We start from the raw sequence: 19,860 nt of genomic DNA, 5'->3' as shown, positions 1-19,860 counted from the left end.
CGGGCATTGCCTTGCCGCTTTTCGCCGCTATGGTCCCGCAACTTTCGTCGGAACAGGAAATCCCATGGCCGCTGACCTCCGTTTTCTCGCAGCCCGTATCTCGGCCGAAATCAACGCCCGGCCCGAACAGGCCAAGGCCGCCATCGAGCTGCTCGACGAGGGCGCCACCGTGCCCTTCATTGCCCGCTACCGCAAGGAAGTGACGGGTGGGCTTGACGATACGCAGCTGCGCAATCTTGCCGAGCGGCTGGTTTATCTGCGCGAACTCGAAGCCCGGCGCGACGCGATCGTCGAATCGATCACCGGCCAGGGCAAGATGACCGACGAGCTGATGGGGAAGGTCGCAGCGGCCGAAACCAAGGCCGAGCTCGAGGATCTCTATCTGCCTTACAAGCCGAAGCGCCGTACCCGCGCCGAAATCGCCCGCGAGCGCGGCCTCGGCCCGCTCGCCGAGGTGATCCTCGCCGACCGCGGCCGGGAACCGGCGGCGCTCGCCGAAGGCTTCGTCACCGCAGACGTGCCCGATGTGAAGACGGCGCTTGAAGGTGCGCGCGACATCATCGCCGAAGGCATTGCCGAAAATGCCGACCTGCTCGGCAGACTGCGCGCCCATATGCGCCAGGCATCGCTGCTGAAGGCGAGGGTCGTCGACGGCAAGCAGGCGGCGGGCGAAAAATTTTCCGATTATTTCGACCATTCCGAACGCTGGGCGACTGCGCCGGGCCACCGCGCGCTCGCCATGCTGCGCGGCTGGAACGAGGAGGTGCTGACGCTGACGATCGAGGCCGACATCGAGACCGCCTCGCCGAACAAGCCGGTCGAGCGCATGATCGCTGCGGCTTACGAGATCGGCGCGAGCCGCCCCGCCGACCGCTGGCTGATGGAGGTGGCAAGCTGGACCTGGCGGGTCAAGCTGTCCATGTCGCTGTCGCTCGACCTGATGCGGGAACTGCGCGAAAGGGCCGAAGAGGAAGCGATCCATGTCTTTGCCCGTAACCTCAAGGATTTGCTCTTGGCCGCCCCGGCCGGCTCGCGCGCGACCATGGGCCTCGACCCCGGCATCCGCACCGGCGTCAAGGTCGCCGTCGTCGACGGCACCGGCAAGGTGATTGCGACCTCGACCGTCTATCCCTTCCAGCCGCGCAACGACGTGCGCGGCGCCCAGATCGAGCTCGCCTCGCTGGTCCGCAAGCACAATGTCGAGCTGATCTCGATCGGCAACGGCACCGGCAGCCGCGAGACCGAAAAGCTGGTCGCCGATATGCTCGCCGACTTGCCGGCGCCGAAGCCGACCAAGGTCATCGTCTCGGAGGCCGGCGCCTCGGTCTATTCCGCCTCGGCGACCGCAGCGGCCGAGTTTCCCGATCTCGACGTCTCGCTGCGCGGCGCCGTCTCCATCGCGCGGCGCCTGCAGGATCCGCTCGCCGAACTCGTCAAGATCGAGCCGAAGTCGATCGGCGTCGGCCAGTATCAGCACGATGTCGACCAGCAGAAGCTGTCGCGTTCGCTCGATGCTGTCGTCGAAGATGCGGTGAACGCCGTCGGCGTCGATCTCAATACCGCGTCGGCGCCGCTGCTATCCCGTGTCTCCGGCCTCGGCCCATCGATCGCCGACGCTATCGTCCGCCATCGCGACAGCGAGGGCCGTTTCGAGACCCGGCGCGATCTGTTGAAGGTCGCGAGACTGGGCGGCCGCACCTTCGAGCAATGCGCCGGCTTCCTGCGCATCCCCAACGGCAAGGAGCCGCTCGATGCTTCCTCGGTGCATCCGGAGGCTTATGGCGTCGCCAAGAAGATCGTCGCCGCCTGCGGCCGCGATCTGCGCGCATTGATGGGCGACAGCGCCGTCTTGAAATCGGTCGATCCGCGCCAGTTCATCGACGAGAAATTCGGCCTGCCCACGGTTCGCGACATCCTCGCCGAGCTGGAAAAGCCCGGCCGCGACCCGCGTCCGAGCTTCAAGACCGCGACCTTCGCCGAGGGCGTCAACGAGATTTCCGACCTGACGCCCGGCATGGTGCTGGAAGGCACGGTGACCAATGTCGCCGCCTTCGGCGCCTTCGTCGATATCGGCGTGCACCAGGATGGCCTGGTGCATGTGTCGCAGCTTGCCGATCGTTTCGTCAAGGATCCGCATGAGGTCGTCAAGGCGGGCGACGTCGTCAAGGTTCGGGTCGTCGAGGTCGATGCCAAGCGTAAGCGCATTGCTCTGTCGATGAAACGCGATGACGGTTCTTCTGCAGCCGCGCCGCGTGGTGATTCTCGCGGCAACCAGGGTTCCCGGCCGCAGACCGAGCGCCGGCCTGCGGCTCCCAAACCGGAGAGCCAGGGTGCTTTTGGTGCCGCGCTCGCTGAAGCCATGAAGCGAAAATAAGGGTTTAGGCGGTTTATCGGCAGAAATGCCACAGTTTGGCAACGTTATTTCAGGAGTGCTAAAACGGGCGCTTGTAAGGCGAAAGAGATCGCCTAAGTTGATGTGACCATCCTGTCACATTTGCGAGGCGTCCATGGCGTCGGCTTTCCTTTCGATCGTCCAGCAAATCATCCGCAAGGGTTCGTTGGAACTTACCCTCGCCAATGGCGATACCTACATGATCGGCGACGGCACCGGTGAAACCGTTGCCGCCCGCCTGGCCGATCAGGAGGCCGAGGACGCCATCCGCCGCGACCCGACGATGAAGCTCGGCGAAATGTACATGCAAGGCCGGTTCATTCTCGAACAGGGCAATATCTACGATTTTCTGTCGCTGGTGAAACAGAACACCACCAATGAGATCTTCGATTTCAAGATGGCGGCGCTGCTCGTCGGCCGCATTGCCTGGCAGCAGTTGAAGAGCCGCGTGCCGGTCAATCGCAACAAGCACAATGTCGCCCATCATTACGACCTGTCGGCCAAGCTCTTCGATCTTTTCCTCGACGAGGACTGGCAATATTCCTGCGGCTATTTCGAACCGCCGGGCATCGGTCTCGACGAGGCGCAACTCGCCAAGAAACGCCATATCGCCGCCAAGCTGCTGCTTCAGCCCAACCAGCGCATCCTGGAAATCGGCTCCGGCTGGGGCGGCATGGGCATGTATCTGACGGAGGCGACCGAGGGGGCCGATTTCACCGGCATTACGCTCAGCGAAGAGCAGCTGAAGGTTTCCCGCACCCGCGCCGAAAAGCGCGGTCTGGCCGAGCGCGTGCGTTTCGAGCTGCAGGATTATCGCAGCATGACCGGCATGAAGTTCGACCGCATCGTCTCGGTCGGCATGTTCGAACATGTCGGGATCGGCAATTACCCCAATTTCTTCCGCAAGGTCGCCGATCTGCTCGACGATAACGGCGTCATGGTGCTGCATTCGATCGGCCGCCCGAAGCCGAGCTTTGGCACCAATGCCTTCATCGAAAAGTATATTTTCCCCGGCGGTTATATTCCTTCCGTCGGCGAAGTCTTGCCGCCGCTCGAAAAGGCCGGGCTGCTGGTCAGGGATGTCGAAATCCTGCCGTTGCATTACGCCTATACGCTGCGCCACTGGCGCGAGCGTTTCGTGGCGCGCAAGGCCGAAGCGGTGGCGCTTTACGACGAGCAGTTCTTCCGCATGTGGGAATTCTATCTGGCCGGCTCGGAAATGGGCTTTCGCTGGGACGAGCTCTTCATCCTGCAGATCCAGATCGCCAAGAACCAGTTTACGGTTCCCGACAATCGCACTTACATTGCTGAGAATGAAGCCAAGCTGAAGGAATTCGAGGCGAGGCGCCCGCCGCTGGAAAAGGTGACCTTCTGAGCGGCAGCCTTTGCGCCGGCCATAATGAAAGGGCATGCCGATGAGCAGCGCGTTTCCCGAGATCTATCTCGTCCGCCACGGCGAAACCGAATGGAGCCGTTCCGGGCGCCATACCGGACGAACCGATATCCCGCTGACGGCAAACGGTGAGGCCGCCGCCGGCAAGCTCACTGATCGGCTTTCGGGCCTCATTTTCTCCGCCGTCTGGTCGAGCCCGTCGGCACGGGCCCGCAAAACCTGCGCGCTGGCCGGCTTCGGATCAGAGGCGATCATCAGGGACGATCTCGCCGAATGGGATTACGGCGCCTATGAAGGCATCACCACCAAGGAAATCCTGGCCGTGCGCCCAGGCTGGCAGCTCTTTCGCGACGGCTGCCCGAATGGAGAATTCGCCGCCGATGTCGGCGCCCGCGCCGATGCCGTCATCCACGCGCTTCGCCAAACGGCCGGCACCGTCCTGATCTTCTCCAGCTCGCATTTCCTGCGCGTGCTCGCCGCCCGCTGGCTCGGCCTGCCACCGGAAGGCGGTGTGTGTTTCTCGCTCGATACGACCAGTATCAGCATGCTCGGCTACGAGCACGACCTGAGCGAACCGGTTATCCGTGGGTGGAATCAGAGATAGCGGAATTCGATAGCTGGCATCAGCCGTGTGGCCCGTAGGTCGGATGAGGGGGCTACACGGCACGCCTTTCATTCGCGCCCTTTGTTTCTCCGTGGTTAACATCGCGGTAACGACATCACGATAAGTCTAGCCACCGCCGCTCTCCGCGGCTTTGTTTTTGCGTTTTCTGGAGTGCGGACGTGTCTCATCGATCAGTCGTATCGATCTCTTTGGCTATTGCCCTTTCATCCCCAGCTTTGGCGCTCGCGCAAGAAAGCGGCCAGCCCTTCTGGTCCGGCGACTGGTATTTGAGCGTCGGCGTCGCCGGCTTCTCCGCCCCGAAATTCGAGGGCTCGTCGCATAATGAATTCAAGTTCAGCCCGCTGATTTCGGTGGGCCGCCAAGGTGCAGGCCCGCGCTTTTCCTCGCGCAACGACAATCCGTCCTTCGCCCTCATCGACAAGGGCGCCTTCCGCGCCGGCATCGTCGGCAAATTCGTCCCGTCGCGCGATGCGGGCGACGACAGCGACCTGAAGGGCTTGAGAAAGGTCAAATGGGGGGCGGAGGCCGGCGGCTTTGTCGAGGTCTACCCAACCGACTTCTTGCGCGCCCGCGCCGAAGTCCGCCAGGGCATCCGTTCCCACGACGGCGTCGTCGCCGATCTGGCCGTCGATGCCTTTACCGATATCGCGCCCAACCTGCAGCTGTCAGGCGGCCCGCGCGCGACATTTGCCACCGCTGGCTACTACGACGCCTATTACGGCGTCAGCGCCAAACACGCCGCGGCAAGCGGCCTTGATCCTTACAAGCCGTCGTCGGGCATCCAGTCTTATGGCGCCGGAACGGCCATCACCTGGAAGGCGACGGAAAACCTCTCGGCAAGCTCTTTCCTCGAATATAAGCGGCTGGCCGGTCCCGCGGCCGACAGCAGCCTGGTGCGCGACCGCGGCTCGAAGAACCAGGTCGTGATCGGAGTCTCGGCGACCTACAAGTTCAATTTCTCCCTGCAGTGATCCAATGCATGTCGCCCGGACGTGTGCAGCGGTTCCGGATAACGACATGCATAAGACAAAGAGATCGCTTCTTGACCGGATCGCCGGCCGGTCGCTAGATGGCGGCATGCAAGATACCGGCGACTTCAACGATCGCGTTTCCGACGCACCTTCCGACAACTGGGTCTACCGGATCCTGCCGCCATGGCTCTGGCCCTACGCGCAGCTGGCGCGCTGGGATCGGCCGATCGGCTGGCAGTTGCTGATGTGGCCGTGCTTCTGGTCGGCAACCCTTGCTGCCAATGCGGCGATCGGCGAGGGGCTTTATTCCGGCAGCCTGCTGGTGTCGCACCTGTTCCTTTATTTCGTCGGCGCCGTCGCCATGCGCGGCGCCGGCTGCACCTATAATGATCTCGTCGACCATGAGATCGACATGGAAGTGGCGCGCACGCGGTCGCGTCCGCTCCCCTCAGGCCGCGTCACGCGCGCCCGGGCGAAAATCTTCATCGGCCTGCAGGCGCTGGTCGGGCTGTTCGTGCTCTTGCAGTTCAACTGGTTCACCGTTTTCCTCGGCGTGCTCTCGCTCGGCATCGTCGCGCTTTATCCCTATGCCAAACGCTTTACCGACTGGCCGCAATTCTATCTCGGGCTTGCCTTTTCCTGGGGTGCGCTGATGGGCTGGGCCGGCATCTTGGGCGAAATTTCCCTCGCCTCCATCCTGCTTTACGCCGCCTCCGTCGCATGGACGATCGGTTACGATACGATCTACGCGCATCAGGACAAGGAGGATGACGAGCTGATCGGCGTCCGCTCGACCGCGCGCCTGTTCGGCGACAGGACTCGGCAATGGCTGATCGGCCTATATGGGCTGACACTGGTACTGATGTTTATGGCCTTTGCTCTCGCCGGCGCCAATCTCATCGCATTCCTGGCCTTGCTCGGCGCCGCCGGCATGTTCGCCTGGCAGATCGTCCGACTCGATATCGACGATGCCGCTCAATGCCTGGCGCTGTTCAAATCGAATAATCGCGTCGGCCTGATCATCTTCTTCGGCCTTTTCGTTTCGCTGCTGTTTGCCATTCCCTGAATGAAACGATGAATGAAACGACAAACCCGGCGCGGGCGCCGGGTTTCAAAACGATGCGAAAACGAAGTGTCGCGATATCGCTCAGTTGCGGGCGATGATTTCCTTGCCTTCGATCTTCATGGCGACGCCGAGTTGGCCGGTGGTGCGGCGCACGAGGAAGCGCGGGCGGCGATTGGCGAAATAGGAATGACGGCGGCGCGGCTTGAGATCGCTGGTGCGCAAGCCGCCGATATGATCTTCGAGCGGACGGGCGACGCCGTCGGCCTCGACCATCAGCATCGGAATGCGGAAGGCTTCCGACCAGCTGCGCCAGTCGGCGGCGATATCGCTGAGATCATGGGCGACGAGCAGCGGAATGCAGAGCTCCGGATCGGCGTGGTGAAGCTCGAGCGTGACGGTGACCTCGCCGTCGCCATGGTCGATGGCGCGGGCGGCGACACCCAAGAAGACTCTCTTCGGCAGCGCAATCGACAGCGGGAGACCGCTGGAAGGCAGGACCTTGCGCAGGACCGCGCCGCGTTCGTCGATGGTAATATTGACGTCATCCGAACAATCATGGATGGCGTAGCTGACCTGCTGGGGAAAGCGGGACGGATCGAGGCGTAACGTCGTGCCAGCCCAGGCCGGCTTCTTTACGGGATTGTTCATGTCATTCTACCCTTGTCTTACCTGAGAGCCGATTTCCGGTCTTCTCCTTGGGACTTTTCGTCCTCTATGGCCGACAATAGGGGCCTGCCCTTCCGTACAGCTTAAAAATTGCGGTTAAGAAAACTTTGCCTCCTCTGATGGTTATCAAAACCGAATCCGGCAGGGTTTCCGGAAGGTGAACAGGACGCTGTGCTGAAATGATGCATCCTGAGGTAAGTCTCAGGTAAGCTTTTCGTGGCAAAATATGCTTACCAGCAGTTCGTTCTTTTAGAGATTTTGCCGAAAAGGGCGCATTTGATGATTACGGCTTCCCTCGCTTACACGATCCTGTCGAAGGATATGACGTCGAGCCTGAACAAGGTCGCGTCGCAGGCGACGGTCAAGAAGGATGCCCAGTACTACGCCGACCATATCAATAAGGTCAAAGACGTCGACGACTTCCTCGGCGATTACAAGCTCTACAGCTATGCGATGAAAGCCTATGGTCTTGAAGACATGACCTATGCCAAGGCCTTCATGAAGAAGGTGCTGGAAAGCGATCTCACCGACCCCAACAGCTACGCCAACAAGCTCTCCGATACGCGCTACCGCGAATTCGCCGCCGCCTTCAATTTCAATGCGCCCGAGAAGGACGTGCAGACGGATGCGCAGGAGGATGATCTGATCGGCCTCTACAAGCAGTCCTTCGTCGACGCCGACAAGGCAGCGACCGCCGAGAGCACTTATTACAGCAACAATATCGACAGCGTGAAGACCGTCGACGATCTGGTCAACAACACCAGGCTTCGCACCTATGTGCTAAAGACCTTCAATATCGATCCCACCTATGCGTCGAAGGACTTTCTGCGCCAGGTGCTGACCAGCGATCTCAGCGACCCCACGAGCGTCGTCAATACGCAGGGCGGCGACAAGTATAAGGCGCTGGCCGCCCAGTTCGGCTTCAACGCCGACGGCACGGTCACCGGCACGGCCCAGACCGCGGCGCAGAAGGCTTCTGTCATCGAGACCTACACGCTGAATTCCCAGTCCGTCATCATCGACAATTCGGTTGGTTCCGACGTTGTCTACGTCAACAAAACGGCGGCCGACTACAACAAGGCCTATTATACAGCCAAGATCGGCACGATCACCAATGTCGACGATCTGGTCGCCGATAAACGTCTGACCTCCTATATCAAGACGGCTTACAGCATGGGCGCCGATTTCACCGCGGCGGCGCTGCGCACGGTCCTGACCGATCCCGGTTATGCCCAGCTGATGGGCTTTACCAATGTCTACAACGCCTTCAACTTCAAAGCCGACGGTTCGACTTCGAACACGGTGCGCGTCCAGACGCTAGACCAGGCGAACAAGCTGTCGTCGGCGGCGTCGCTCACCGCCAACTACTATAAGGTGACCTCGCAATCGAGCGGCATCACGAATGTCGACGACTTGCTCGCCGACGGAAACATGGCGCGCTACATCAAGGATGCCTATGGTCTCGGCACCGGTTTCAGCAATGCCAATCTGAAGAACATCCTGACCGACTCCGCCTATGCCGCCGCGCAGGGCCACGCCGATCTCAATGCCGATTTCAACTTCCAGTCTGATGGCTCGATCAACGGTGCGGTGATCCAGACGGACACGCAGCGCAAATCGACCACCGACAAGTCGGCAGCGAACGCGGCGCATTTCAATACCATGATCGGCGGTGTCACCAATGTCGACGGTATCATGTCCGATCCGGTTGCTGTGAGCTATCTCAGGACCAGCATGCAGATCGCCGACAGCGTCTCCGATGCGACGCTGAGGACTTTCCTCGTCGATCCCGCGGCCGCCAGCGCTCAGGGCTATAGCGACGTCCACGATCTCTTCAATTTCAAGACGGACGGTTCGGTCGCCACCCTTTACGCCTCGCAGACTGCTTCGCAAAGCGCGAGCACTGCCAGCAAGGCCGATAGTGCGGCCGTCTATTATCAGTCGACCATCGCGGGAATCTCGAACGTCGATCAGTTGCTGGCGGACCAGAAGCTGAACAATTTCGTGCGCAACGCCTTCGGCATCCCGTCTACCGTCACCGACGTCGCTCTTCGCAGCATTCTCACCGATCAGAGCGGCACCGGCACCTATGCCGACGTTGCCGCCGCCTTCAACTTCAAGGCGGATGGCTCTCTCAAGGACGGCCTGTCGGCGCAGACGGACACCCAGATCCGCAACACGAAATTTGCCGCCGGAGCGCGCACCGACGATTATTCCGCCCGGATGGCGACGATCGCCAATGTCGACGATCTCATCGCGGATCCCGCCATCACCAATTTCCTGAAGAGCACCTACAATCTGCCGCTGAATATCTCGGACGCCGACCTGAAGAGCTTCCTGACCGATGCGACGGCCGCCTCAGCTGCCGGTCATGCCGATCTTAACGCCGATTTCAACTTCGCCGCCGATGGATCGCTGCCGGTCGTCAGTTCGGTCCAGACGGCCGATCAGGCGCAGACCACCAATGACAACTATATGGCGCGCTATGACGACGAGCGCGAGGAGGCGATCGATGAGGTCGCCTCCAACTACTCGAGCATGATGGCCGACAGCAACAGCCTGCTCGATACTGCCGAGATCAAATCGGTCAACGATTTCCTGCGCAACAATGCTTCGGCCGATTTCCGGAAGAGCAACGACAATCTGCCGGATCCCTTTCATGTGGCGCTGCAGGCCTTCGGCCTGACCGACCAGGACGTGCCGCGCTCGATGATGCGCAAGATCCTGACGAGCGATGCCTATGATCCGAATGGCTATATCGCCTCGCTAAAGGACGAGCGCATCACCAATCTCGCCCGCGCCTTCAATTTCGGCCCCGACGGCAAGGCGGCATCACCCTTCCAGGCGCTGCCCGACGCGACCATGGCCAAATATGCCACCGACTACAAGGCGCATATGACCATGCTGCTGAAGGCCGGCCCGGTAAAGGACAAGGCATCCAAGGATGCAACGGCCGAAGTGGATTACTTCGCCAAGGGCATGGCCAAGGTAAAGTCGCTCGATGATTTCCTCGACGACAGCCGCCTGACAGATCTGGTGCTGAAAGCCAACAATCTCGACCCGAAGGATTACGACAAGGCGACGCTGAAGAAAATCTTCACCTCCGATCCCGACGATAAGAAGAGCTATCTGAACGCCAAGGCCGATGCCCGTTTCAAGGATATCGTCGCCGCCTTCAACTTCGACAAGGACGGCAATCTGACCCGCGCCAAGATGGGCGCCATCCAGAACAAGGCCGCCGAGGAGAACACCCAGGAGCTTTATGTCCAGCAGACGTTGGAAGCCCAGCAGGGCGAAAGCAACGACGGTGTGCGCCTGGCGCTTTATTTCAGCCGCAAGGCCCCGAGCATCACCTCGATCTATTCGATCCTCGGCGACAAGGCGCTCTATCAGGTCATCACCACAGCCTACAGCCTGCCTTCGCAGATTTCCGGCATGGACGTCGCCAAGCAGGCCGATCTGATCAACCGCTTCGTCAAGCTCGAGGATCTCCAGGACCCGAAAAAGGTCGACAAGCTGCTGCGCCGCTTCACCGCCATGTACGACGTCCAGAACAGCGCCCAGCAATCGCCGGCGCTGCAGATCCTCACCGGCGGCGGCCCGCGGTAGTCATAAGGTCCGGCAGGAGCGCGGCGGCTGGCGCCGACGGCTGCCCTCATACCTCGAGGCTGACGACCTTTCCCGGGTTCATGATATCAGCCGGATCGAAGGCGCGCTTGATGCGGCGCATCAGTTCGATTTCGATCGGCGGGCGGATCGCCGCCAGTTCGTCGCGCTTCAGCTGGCCGATGCCGTGTTCGGCGGAAATCGAGCCGCCATGCGCCAGCACCAAGCCATGGACGATGTGGTTCATTTCGCGCCAGCGGCCGATGAAGGCGGCCTTGTCGGCACCGACCGGCTGGGAAATATTGTAATGGATATTGCCGTCGCCCATATGGCCGAAGGCGCAGATGCGGGCGCCCGGCATTGCCGCCATGACAGCTTCTTCGGCCTCGGCCATGAAATGCGGGATCCTCGACACCGGCACGGAAACATCGTGCTTGATCGACCCGCCTTCGGGCTTCTGGGCATCTGACATGCTCTCACGCATGTGCCAGATCGCCTTCTGCTGCGCCACCGACGAGGCGATCGCAGCATCCAGCACCAGCCCGGCCTCAAAACCCTGTTCGAGCACGCCGTTCATCATCCGCTCGGCCGTCTCGGCCGAATCCGACGTTGAAATGTCGATCAGCACGTACCAGGGATAGGCCGCTTCCAGCGGATCGCGAACGCCGTCGATGTGGCGGGTGGTGATCTCGACGCCGAAACGCGGCATCAGCTCGAAACCGGTGAGTGAAGCGCCGCAGAGGCTGGAGGCAAGATTGAAGAGCCCAAGCGCATCCGCCACCGAATTCAGGCCGGCGAACGCCACCTGATGGCCGAGGGGCTGCGGAAACAGCTTCAGCACCGCGCCGGTGATGATGCCGAGCGTGCCTTCGGCGCCGATAAACAAGTCGCGCAGGTCGTAGCCGGTATTGTCCTTCTTCAGGCGGCGCAACCCGTCCCAGATCTCGCCGGTCGGCAGCACCACTTCGAGGCCGAGGCAGAGCTGGCGCATATTGCCGTAGGCCAGCACCGCCGTGCCGCCGGCATTGGTGGAGAGATTGCCGCCGATGCGGCAGGAGCCCTCGGAGCCCAGCGATAGCGGAAACAGCCGCCCATGCGCTTCGGCCGCCTTCTGCACGTCGGCGAGAATGGCGCCGCCATCAGCCACCAGCACGTTGGCCACTGGATCGACATCGCGGATCTTGTTCATGCGCTCGAGCGACAGGATGATATCCGACCTGCCGGCACGCGGCGTCTGGCCGCCGACGAGGCCGGTATTGCCGGTCTGCGGCACGATCGCCGTTCCGGTCTCCGTCGCAAGCTTCATAATAGCGGAGACTTCCTCGACCGAGCTGGGTTTCAAAAGGAGAGGGGAGGAGCCGTGATAGAGCCCGCGGTTTTCGATCAGGTGCGGCGCAAGATCGGCCTCGCTGCTAAGCGCATACTTGTCGCCAACGATGGCGGCGAAGCGGTCGAGAAGATCGGTGGAAATGCCGGTGCTCATCGGTCGGTCCTCGGTCGATTAGGTCAGGTCTGTCAGTCGCGCGGAGCCGCTGCCCGCTGCAGGCGGTCATTGATCGCTTCGCCGAGCCCCTCCTCGGGAATGGCCGAAAAGGCGATGCTCGAAGCCCCGCTGGCATCAGCCCGTTTCATATAGTCGAAGAGATTGGCCGCCGCCTCGGCCAAGTCGCCGCCTGGGCTGAGATCGAGAACGATCCGGGCCCCGTTTTTGCCGGAGACCACTGCACTGCCAAAGGCGATCAGCGCTTCGCCAGGTTCGACGGTCGTCGCATTGAGGCGCACGGCGGCACCCGGCGCGTAGTGCGAGGCGAGCATGCCGGGTGCTTCGATCGCCGCCGATGCCGTCTTCGCCCGGAGCAACGGCCGGCCGGCGACACGCTCGATCTCGCGCGCTGCCAGGCCGCCGGGCCGCAGCAGCCTTACCCGGTCGCCCTCCACCTTGACGATCGTCGATTCGACGCCGACGGTGCTTGGGCCTGCATCGAGGATCAACGGGACCTTCGCGCCGAGATCGGCATCGACATGGGTCGCACTCGTTGCGCTGATCGCGCCTGACGTGTTGGCGCTGGGGGCGGCGAGCGGCCGCCCGAAGGCGCCGATCAGCGCGCCCGCAAAACCTTTCGGCACGCGCACGCCGACGCTGTCGAGCCCGGCGGTCGCCAGCGAATGAATCGGGCTTTGCGGTTTCAGCGGCAGCACCAGCGTCAGCGGGCCGGGCCAGAAGGCAGCAGCGAGCGCCCGCGACACGGGGTCGAATTCGGCATGCTCCTCGGCCATCGCAAGATCGGCCATGTGGCAAATCAGCGGGTTGAAACGCGGCCGGCCCTTGGTCTCGTAGATGCGGGTGATCGCCGCCGGATTGGTGGCGTCGGCGGCAAGGCCGTAGACGGTCTCGGTCGGAATGGCGATGGCAAAGCCGCCGGCGAGCGCGGCACAGGCGGCCTCAAGCGCTGCCTGCCTGTCTGCCTCTATGTCGATGATGCGTGCCATGTGCTGCCTGGTTTTTCCTTCCGGCAGTCATTAGGCTTTCCACCGCCCGCGATCAATCGCGTTTATAGCTGGCGGATGATTTCGCGCAGCTGTTCGTTGCGGGCGCCGAGCAGCAGGATGTTGCGGATCGCCGCCTGCGGATCATGGGTGCGGAAGAGCAGGCCATTGCCGCGCACCGACCGGTCGATGGCCATCTTTTCCTGAGAGTCTTCGCCCGGTTTGATGGCGACGGCGAAATACATGCGGGAATAGCCGACATCGATCCGTTCGAAGAAATTGTCGTTCTCGCCGATGTCGGAATAGAAATTGGCGATGTAGAAGGCCCAGCTCACCTCGTCATAATGGGCGAACTTCGTCCGCGCGGCGGTGACGTGGCAATAGCCGAGATGCGGGCTGTCCTCTAGCGTCCGGTGGAAGATCATCTTCGGAAACTGGATCGAATGGTGAAAGCCGTTGATGTGCTGATGCGTCTTCTCGCCGGCCACCTGCAGCTTGCGGCCGGTTTTGGCGGCGACCTCGTCATGGGTGAAATAGCGCTTTTCCTCGGCCAGCCAGTGCCGCCGCTCGCGGGGGATGCGGCCGGTGCGCAGGAATTCGGAATGCGCGGCAACGAGCTGCGGCTCCTGCGATCTGCTCGTTTCTTTCGCGTCGAAATACCGGAGTTTGGCCATGATTCGCGTGCTTCGTCGGTCTCGGATGCTCAGCACGATAGGACCGTATGCTTAAGGCGGTGTTAAAATGGCGCGGGTTGCCGCCTCAGTGGAGGGCCGATATCGGGCGATGTCGCAAATGCGACGATCGGGGCTATCGGGCCGCATCACTCTCTGCGGATCGGGTCTTTACGCCATGTCGCAATTGACGATAATGACCTGCACAGTCGAGTGATGGGATCGCTCCGGACGGGCCGGGCGCATCCTGTCGTCAATTTCGAAGCCGATGTCGCATTACAACCGAACGACAGCCTACCCAGATGATTAAATGGGCTCAGGTGATTAAATGGCCGCCATGAACAATTCTCCTGAAGGAGAAGGAAGCAGGCGCGCTTCCGCCGGCCTTCGGGGTAAGGGCGGCAACCGGGTGCACGAGGACATGAAGATGGATATTCGCAGCAACGTTTTGCGTCAGCTCAAGAACCGCCGGGAGGGCTTCAGCCTCGAGCGGCCGTTCTATATCGACGAGGATTATTTCCAGCTCGACATGGAGATGATCTATTATCGCGACTGGCTGTTCATCGGCCATGATTGCGAACTGCCGAAGGCGGGCGCCTATTTTACCGTCCAGATCGGCAGCTATCCCGTCGTCGTCGTCCGCGGCAAAGACAATGTCATCCGCGCCTTCCACAACAGCTGTCGTCATCGCGGCTCGCGCGTCTGCACCAAGGAGCACGGCTCCTCCGTGCGCCTCGTCTGCCCCTATCACCAGTGGACTTATGATCTTGAAGGCAAGCTCGCCTTCGCCCGCCACATGGGGGATGATTTCGACAAGACCGGCTTCAACCTGAAGCCTGTCCATTGCGAAGTCGTCGCAGGTTATGTCTTCATCTGCCTTGCCGACACCGCTCCCAATTTCCAGCCAGTGCGCGACAAGATCGAGCCCTATGTCGCCCCGCACCGGATCAGCGAGAGCAAAGTCGCCTTCCAGAGCACGATCATCGAGAAGGGCAACTGGAAGCTCGTCTGGGAAAACAACCGCGAGTGCTACCACTGCGCCGCCAATCACCCTGAACTCTGCCGCACCTATCCCGAAGCCCCGAGTGTCACCGGCACGGATGGCGGCGCTGACGATCCGGAGATCGCCGGCCATTGGGCGCGCTGCGAGGCCGCCGGCCTGCCGAGCAAGTTCCAGATTTCGCCGGACGGACAGTTCCGCACCGCCCGCATGCCGCTGATCGAAGATGCCGAGAGCTACACTATGTCGGGCAAGCGCGCTGTCACGCGTCCGCTAGCCGACGATATCTCGATCAGCCATATCGGCACCATGCTGCTCTTCCACTACCCGACGACCTGGAACCACCTGCTCGGTGACCATGCCATCTCCTTCCGCGTGCTGCCGCTCAGCGCCAACGAGACGGCCGTGACGACCAAGTGGCTCGTCCACAAGGACGCCGTCGAAGGCGTGGATTACAATCTCGAGGAACTGACCCACGTCTGGACCGAGACCAACGACCAGGATCGCCGCATCGTCGAGGAGAATGCCTTCGGCATCCACTCGCCGGCCTATGAACCCGGCCCTTATTCTTCCCTGCACGAGGGCGGCGTCATGCAGTTCCTCGAATGGTATTCGAACTTTATGGTCAACCGCCTGCAGGGTGATCAGGCGAAAATCTCCGCCGTGGCCTAAGCACACGTCGGAAGATAGGCATTGAGCGCGGTTCATCGCGGTTAATGCCCGGTTCAGATCGATTTCTTTAAAAAGACGAAAGCAGCCGGCCCCGGCCGCTTTCGGAACCATTCGGGCACGATAGCGTTGCTGGAGCAGGCGGTTATCGCTGTTGAATGGGAGAGAAGAATGTTTAGTTTGAGTAACAAGATCGCGACCGCAGCTTTGGCCGCCGCCGTCGTTCTGACAAGCTTCGTGCCGTCGCAGGCAATCCAGGTGCCGACCGCCCCGCAGGTGGAAAAATCCTCTGCCGTCGAGAACGTCCAATACCGCCGCTACTATCGCGGCGATTATTACCGGCCGGGCTATCGCCCTGGCGCCTATTATCGGCCCGGCTACGGCGGCGGCTACCGCCCCGGCTATTACGGCGGCTATCGCGGATATAGCTATTACCGCCCGGGCTACCGTCACTACAACGGCTACTGGTACCCGCTCGCCGCCTTCGGCGCCGGCGCAGTCATCGGCGGCGCCATTGTCGCCCAGCCGCGCTACGTCGAACCGGCGCCCCGTATGGGTTCGAGCCACGTCGCCTGGTGCGCCAACCGCTACCGGTCCTATCGCGCCTACGACAACACGTTCCAGCCCTATAACGGCCCGCGCCAGCAGTGCTATTCGCCCTATTGATAGGCGCCGAATGCTGCCCCTCAGCCTAACCCTCTCCCCGTAAAAACGGGGGAGAGGGTACGCGCGTCGGCTGCTAAACTCAGTGAACGACGGTGATCACCGAAATGCCAGCTTCGTCGGCGGCACGGATAAGCGCTGCTCGCGCGTCCTCAGCCGGAATTTCCCCGTGAATTGCATCCCGGCAAGCCATAATCGCCACGAGGTATTCTTCTCCATCGTCGGTCGGCCAGCCAACCGTCAGCATCTCGGCAGCCTGACCAAGGGTTGCAACAAGCTTGTATTTTTCCGGCCCACTCACAACGAGCATCAGAGGGGCAAACTCTCCGGATGTGCACCATTTCATGACATTAGCTCTCCCCACGGTATATATATTAGTAACCGTGCAAGAACTGTTCCGGGTGAGGTGGCGGCATCAAAGCTCATCACCCAAGCATTCGCCTTATTGAGGCGCCAGCAGCTTAGCCCCTCACCCTAACCCTCTCCCCGTAAAAACGGGGAGAGGGGACGTGCCCTGCGAAAAGTGTGTGAGGAACGGAGAGGCCACGGCATATCCCCTTCGCCCGCGAGCGGGGGTCCGAAGGACGGGTCGAGACCCGTGGCTCGACCCCGGTCGGTGCCGGCAGGCGGATGAGGGGCAGTTCGCTGCGCTTCAAAGAATATCCACCCGCCGCAGCAGCCACCAGGCAAAGGCGATCGAGGCGACGATCAGGGCGACGGCGTATTCGGTGCCGTAGTCGCCGACGGCGAAGGGCAGGTTGGCAGTGTTCATGCCGAAGAAACCCGTTACCAGGGTCGGCGGCAGCAGGAAGGCCGTCATGATCGACAGCAGATAGAGGTGGCGGTTGGTCTCGGAGGATTGTTTCGAATCGATTTCTTCGTGCAGCAGCCGCGCCCTATCCTGCAGCGCATAGATGTCGTGGTCGACCGTTTCCAGCCGGCTCGTCAGTCGCCGCGCCACATCGTCGAAGCCGAAGGGCATCTCGTCGTCGTCGGCTGCCGCAGCCCGGCGCATCAGCGCCAGCACCGTGCGCAGATGCCGATGCAATCTCACCACGGTTCGCCGCACCGGCGCCAGCCGCCGGCGTTCGTCGCGCGGCGCATTGTCGTAGACGAAATCCTCGATCAGGTTCAACTCGTCGGTGAGTTCGATGACGATCGCGATCAGGGTGCGCTGAAACTCGATCACCAGCAGCTCGAAGAGATCGACAGGCCGTGAAAATTTGCCCGGATTCTTCTCGATCAGCGCCCGCGCCCGCTCGACGCTGCGCAGCGGCTGCAGCCTCGTGGTGATGATGAAGCGGTCGGACATGGCGAAATGCAGCCAGCCGAGATTGTTGGTATCCTGGGCGAAATCGCGCTGGCAGTCGACAAGCGTGCCGTAGAGCATCTGCTCGTCGACGGTGATGGTCGCATGCGTGTCACGCGTCGTCAGCGCCGATTTCGCCTCTTCCGTCAGCCCGTCGAGCGTCTCGAGCAAGGCCGGTACGCGGGCGTCGACAAGGTTGAGGTGCAGCCAGTAGAAACAGTTGTCGGCGGTCAGTTCCGCCACCGTCGCACTGTTGTTCAGCCGCACCGCGGTCTTTTCATCCGGCGAGAAGCGATAGGCCCAGACAAAACCGGGTATGTTGACGGGCAATGTATCCATTGGTCGCCGGTCCTTTGCGAAGGCGATGTCATTCCTTAGCGAGTCTTCATGACGTCCATTTGTGCGAGGGGGCAAGTGCCAAGCGCCGTATCGGGCGAATTATCGCATGGCAGGGCGGGAAATCGAAATTGACGTTTACGTAAAAATCAATTAGCCCTTGCCTCGGAGAGGCTTTGCCCAAGGGTAAAAATGCAGGCCGGTCCCACGGAGGAAAACCATGTATCAGGCGCCCGTCGAGGAAATCGCGTTTACGTTGAAGCATGTAGCCGGTATGCGCGAAGCGATATCAGAGGGGCTTCTCGGCGATCTCGGCGAAGATCTGGTCGACGCCGTCCTCGCCGAGGCGGGACGTTTTACCACAGAGGAAGTGGCACCCCTCGCCGACATCGGCGACCGCCAGGGCGCCCGCCTGGAGGGTGGCGAGGTCAGACTGCCGGATGGCTGGCGCGATCTCTATCGCAACTGGATCGCCGGCGGCTGGAACGGCCTGACGGCGCCCGAAGCTTTCGGCGGCCAGGCCCTGCCGCATATGCTGAACGTCGCAGCGCTGGAAATGTGGAATTCCGGTTCCATGGCCTTCGCCCTCGCCCCGACGCTGACGATGGGCGCGATCGAAGCCGTCAGCACCCATGGCAGCGCCGCACTGAAGGAGACATATCTGGAGAAGATGGTGTCCGGCGAATGGACCGGCACCATGAACCTGACCGAGCCGCATGCCGGCTCCGATCTCGGCGTGCTCAAGGCCCGCGCCGAGCGCCGCGCCGACGGCAGCTACCGCCTCTTCGGCCAGAAGATTTTCATCACCTGGGGCGAGCATGACGCGGCCGACAACATCATCCATCTGGTGCTGGCCCGCCTGCCGGATGCGCCGGCCGGCACCCGCGGCATTTCGCTCTTCCTGGTGCCGAAATTCCTGGTGAACGACGACGGCTCGCTTGGGGCCCGCAACGATCTGTTTTGTCATTCGCTGGAGCACAAGCTCGGCATCCACGGCTCGCCGACCTGCACGATGATCTATGGCGACGGCCGGTTCGGTGATGAAAAGGGGGCTGTGGGATGGCTGGTCGGCGAGGAGAACAAGGGCCTCGCTTGCATGTTCACGATGATGAACAATGCCCGCCTGGCCGTCGGCATGCAGGGCGTGGCGATTTGCGAGGCCGCCACCCAGAAGGCTGTCGCCTATTCCAAGGAGCGCACCCAGGGCAAGGCGCCCGGCTGGAGCGGCGCCGGCATGAGCCCGATCGTCGAACATCCCGATGTCGCCCGCATGCTTCTCACCATGAAGGCGCTGACCCAAGGCGCGCGCGCCATCTCCTATTCCTGCGCCCACGCGATCGACATGTCCCACCGGGCCGGCGATAGCAACCGCCACTGGCAGGAGCGCGCCGCCCTGCTGACGCCGATCGCCAAATCCTTTTCGACCGATGCCGGCGTCGACGTCGCCTCGCTCGGCATTCAGGTGCATGGCGGCATGGGCTTCATCGAGGAGACGGGTGCTGCGCGGTATTTGCGCGACGCCCGCATCGCGCCGATCTACGAGGGCACCAACGGTATCCAGGCGATCGACCTCGTCACTCGCAAGCTGACGCTCTCCGGCGGCGATCAGGTGAGAGGCTTCATCGCTGAATTGAAGGAGATCGCCGATAGCGTCCGCCGCTCCAATCTCGATGGCCTCGGCGAGGCCGCAGTTAGGCTCGACGCAGCGATTTCAGATCTCGAAGCGGCGAGCGGCTGGCTGCTGCAGACGCTGGCCGACAACAGAGCCGCCGAGGCACTTTCCGGCGCGACACCCTATCAGCGCCTGTTTGGGCTGGTGCTCACCGGCTGCTATCTCGCCAAGGGCGCTCTTGCCGAAAGCGGCGATGGCAGGGGCGAGGGGCGTATCGCGCTCTGCCGCTTCGCCGCCGAAAACCTGCTCGCGGAGACCGCGGCCCTTCGCGACCAGGTCGTCAATGGCGCGGCAAGCCTTGCCGCCGCCCGCATCCTGCTTGCTTGAGGACATC

The 19,860-nt window shown here is 61.9% G+C and carries 15 protein-coding genes; 9 read left to right on the top strand and 6 right to left on the bottom strand.

The window, feature by feature from the left end:
- The first annotated feature begins 64 nt into the window (after nucleotides 1–64).
- From ATY29_RS01660 to ubiA, 5 genes are all read left to right on the top strand, one after another.
- Nucleotides 65–2,374 carry a Tex family protein gene (locus tag ATY29_RS01660; RefSeq protein WP_025415465.1) on the top strand — a complete coding sequence of 770 codons (2,310 nt, stop codon included), beginning with the start codon at nucleotides 65–67 and terminating at the stop codon, nucleotides 2,372–2,374.
- A gap of 133 nt (nucleotides 2,375–2,507) precedes the next feature.
- Nucleotides 2,508–3,767: a cyclopropane fatty acid synthase gene (locus tag ATY29_RS01655; protein WP_003569953.1), complete on the top strand. Its 1,260-nt coding sequence runs from the start codon at nucleotides 2,508–2,510 to the stop codon at nucleotides 3,765–3,767.
- Nucleotides 3,768–3,807: 40 nt separating this feature from the next.
- Nucleotides 3,808–4,389 carry a histidine phosphatase family protein gene (locus tag ATY29_RS01650; protein ID WP_097534943.1) on the top strand — a complete coding sequence of 194 codons (582 nt, stop codon included), beginning with the start codon at nucleotides 3,808–3,810 and terminating at the stop codon, nucleotides 4,387–4,389.
- Between the two features lie 179 nt (nucleotides 4,390–4,568).
- Nucleotides 4,569–5,381, top strand: a complete 813-nt coding sequence (locus tag ATY29_RS01645) for a MipA/OmpV family protein (protein WP_003569950.1) — start codon at nucleotides 4,569–4,571, stop codon at nucleotides 5,379–5,381.
- A 106-nt stretch (nucleotides 5,382–5,487) separates the two neighbouring features.
- Complete coding sequence (gene ubiA / locus ATY29_RS01640; protein ID WP_025415469.1) at nucleotides 5,488–6,447, top strand: 4-hydroxybenzoate octaprenyltransferase; 960 nt, start codon at nucleotides 5,488–5,490, stop codon at nucleotides 6,445–6,447.
- A gap of 81 nt (nucleotides 6,448–6,528) precedes the next feature.
- On the opposite strand, the gene ATY29_RS01635 is transcribed toward ubiA, so the two are convergent.
- The gene (locus ATY29_RS01635; RefSeq protein ID WP_003569946.1) at nucleotides 6,529–7,095 is read right to left on the bottom strand and encodes a DUF6101 family protein; all 567 of its coding nucleotides are present in this window, start codon (nucleotides 7,093–7,095) and stop codon (nucleotides 6,529–6,531) included.
- 297 nt (nucleotides 7,096–7,392) lie between these two features.
- On the opposite strand from ATY29_RS01635, the gene ATY29_RS01630 reads away from it, so the two are divergent.
- Nucleotides 7,393–10,722 (top strand): DUF1217 domain-containing protein, encoded by a 3,330-nt coding sequence (locus ATY29_RS01630; RefSeq protein ID WP_097534789.1) that lies wholly within the window; start codon nucleotides 7,393–7,395, stop codon nucleotides 10,720–10,722.
- Between the two features lie 46 nt (nucleotides 10,723–10,768).
- On the opposite strand, the gene ATY29_RS01625 is transcribed toward ATY29_RS01630, so the two are convergent.
- The 3 genes from ATY29_RS01625 to ATY29_RS01615 form a co-directional block, all read right to left on the bottom strand.
- Nucleotides 10,769–12,202 carry an FAD-binding oxidoreductase gene (locus ATY29_RS01625; RefSeq protein WP_003569943.1) on the bottom strand — a complete coding sequence of 478 codons (1,434 nt, stop codon included), beginning with the start codon at nucleotides 12,200–12,202 and terminating at the stop codon, nucleotides 10,769–10,771.
- Nucleotides 12,203–12,234: 32 nt separating this feature from the next.
- Complete coding sequence (locus tag ATY29_RS01620; RefSeq protein WP_097534786.1) at nucleotides 12,235–13,209, bottom strand: L-threonylcarbamoyladenylate synthase; 975 nt, start codon at nucleotides 13,207–13,209, stop codon at nucleotides 12,235–12,237.
- A 62-nt stretch (nucleotides 13,210–13,271) separates the two neighbouring features.
- Complete coding sequence (locus ATY29_RS01615) at nucleotides 13,272–13,880, bottom strand: DUF6656 family protein (RefSeq protein WP_025415473.1); 609 nt, start codon at nucleotides 13,878–13,880, stop codon at nucleotides 13,272–13,274.
- Nucleotides 13,881–14,304: 424 nt separating this feature from the next.
- Between ATY29_RS01615 and ATY29_RS01605 the strand changes: the two genes are divergently transcribed.
- Both ATY29_RS01605 and ATY29_RS01600 read left to right on the top strand, forming a co-directional pair.
- Nucleotides 14,305–15,549, top strand: coding sequence for an aromatic ring-hydroxylating oxygenase subunit alpha (locus tag ATY29_RS01605; RefSeq protein ID WP_097534941.1), 1,245 nt, complete (start codon nucleotides 14,305–14,307; stop codon nucleotides 15,547–15,549).
- Nucleotides 15,550–15,717: 168 nt separating this feature from the next.
- Nucleotides 15,718–16,212, top strand: a complete 495-nt coding sequence (locus ATY29_RS01600) for a BA14K family protein (RefSeq protein WP_097534777.1) — start codon at nucleotides 15,718–15,720, stop codon at nucleotides 16,210–16,212.
- Between the two features lie 79 nt (nucleotides 16,213–16,291).
- Here ATY29_RS01600 and ATY29_RS01595 read toward each other — a convergent pair whose 3' ends face one another.
- Nucleotides 16,292–16,555: a DUF982 domain-containing protein gene (locus ATY29_RS01595; protein ID WP_003569934.1), complete on the bottom strand. Its 264-nt coding sequence runs from the start codon at nucleotides 16,553–16,555 to the stop codon at nucleotides 16,292–16,294.
- Nucleotides 16,556–16,861: 306 nt separating this feature from the next.
- Nucleotides 16,862–17,857 carry a transporter gene (locus ATY29_RS01590; protein WP_003569931.1) on the bottom strand — a complete coding sequence of 332 codons (996 nt, stop codon included), beginning with the start codon at nucleotides 17,855–17,857 and terminating at the stop codon, nucleotides 16,862–16,864.
- Nucleotides 17,858–18,074: 217 nt separating this feature from the next.
- Between ATY29_RS01590 and ATY29_RS01585 the strand changes: the two genes are divergently transcribed.
- On the top strand, nucleotides 18,075–19,853 hold the full coding sequence (locus tag ATY29_RS01585) for an acyl-CoA dehydrogenase family protein (RefSeq protein WP_025415478.1): 1,779 nt from the start codon (nucleotides 18,075–18,077) through the stop codon (nucleotides 19,851–19,853).
- The last annotated feature ends 7 nt before the right edge of the window (nucleotides 19,854–19,860 follow it).

The organism is Rhizobium hidalgonense (assembly GCF_002914525.1).
In the GTDB taxonomy this organism is placed as follows: domain Bacteria; phylum Pseudomonadota; class Alphaproteobacteria; order Rhizobiales; family Rhizobiaceae; genus Rhizobium; species Rhizobium hidalgonense.
This window is presented reverse-complemented; position numbering and strand designations above follow the sequence as displayed.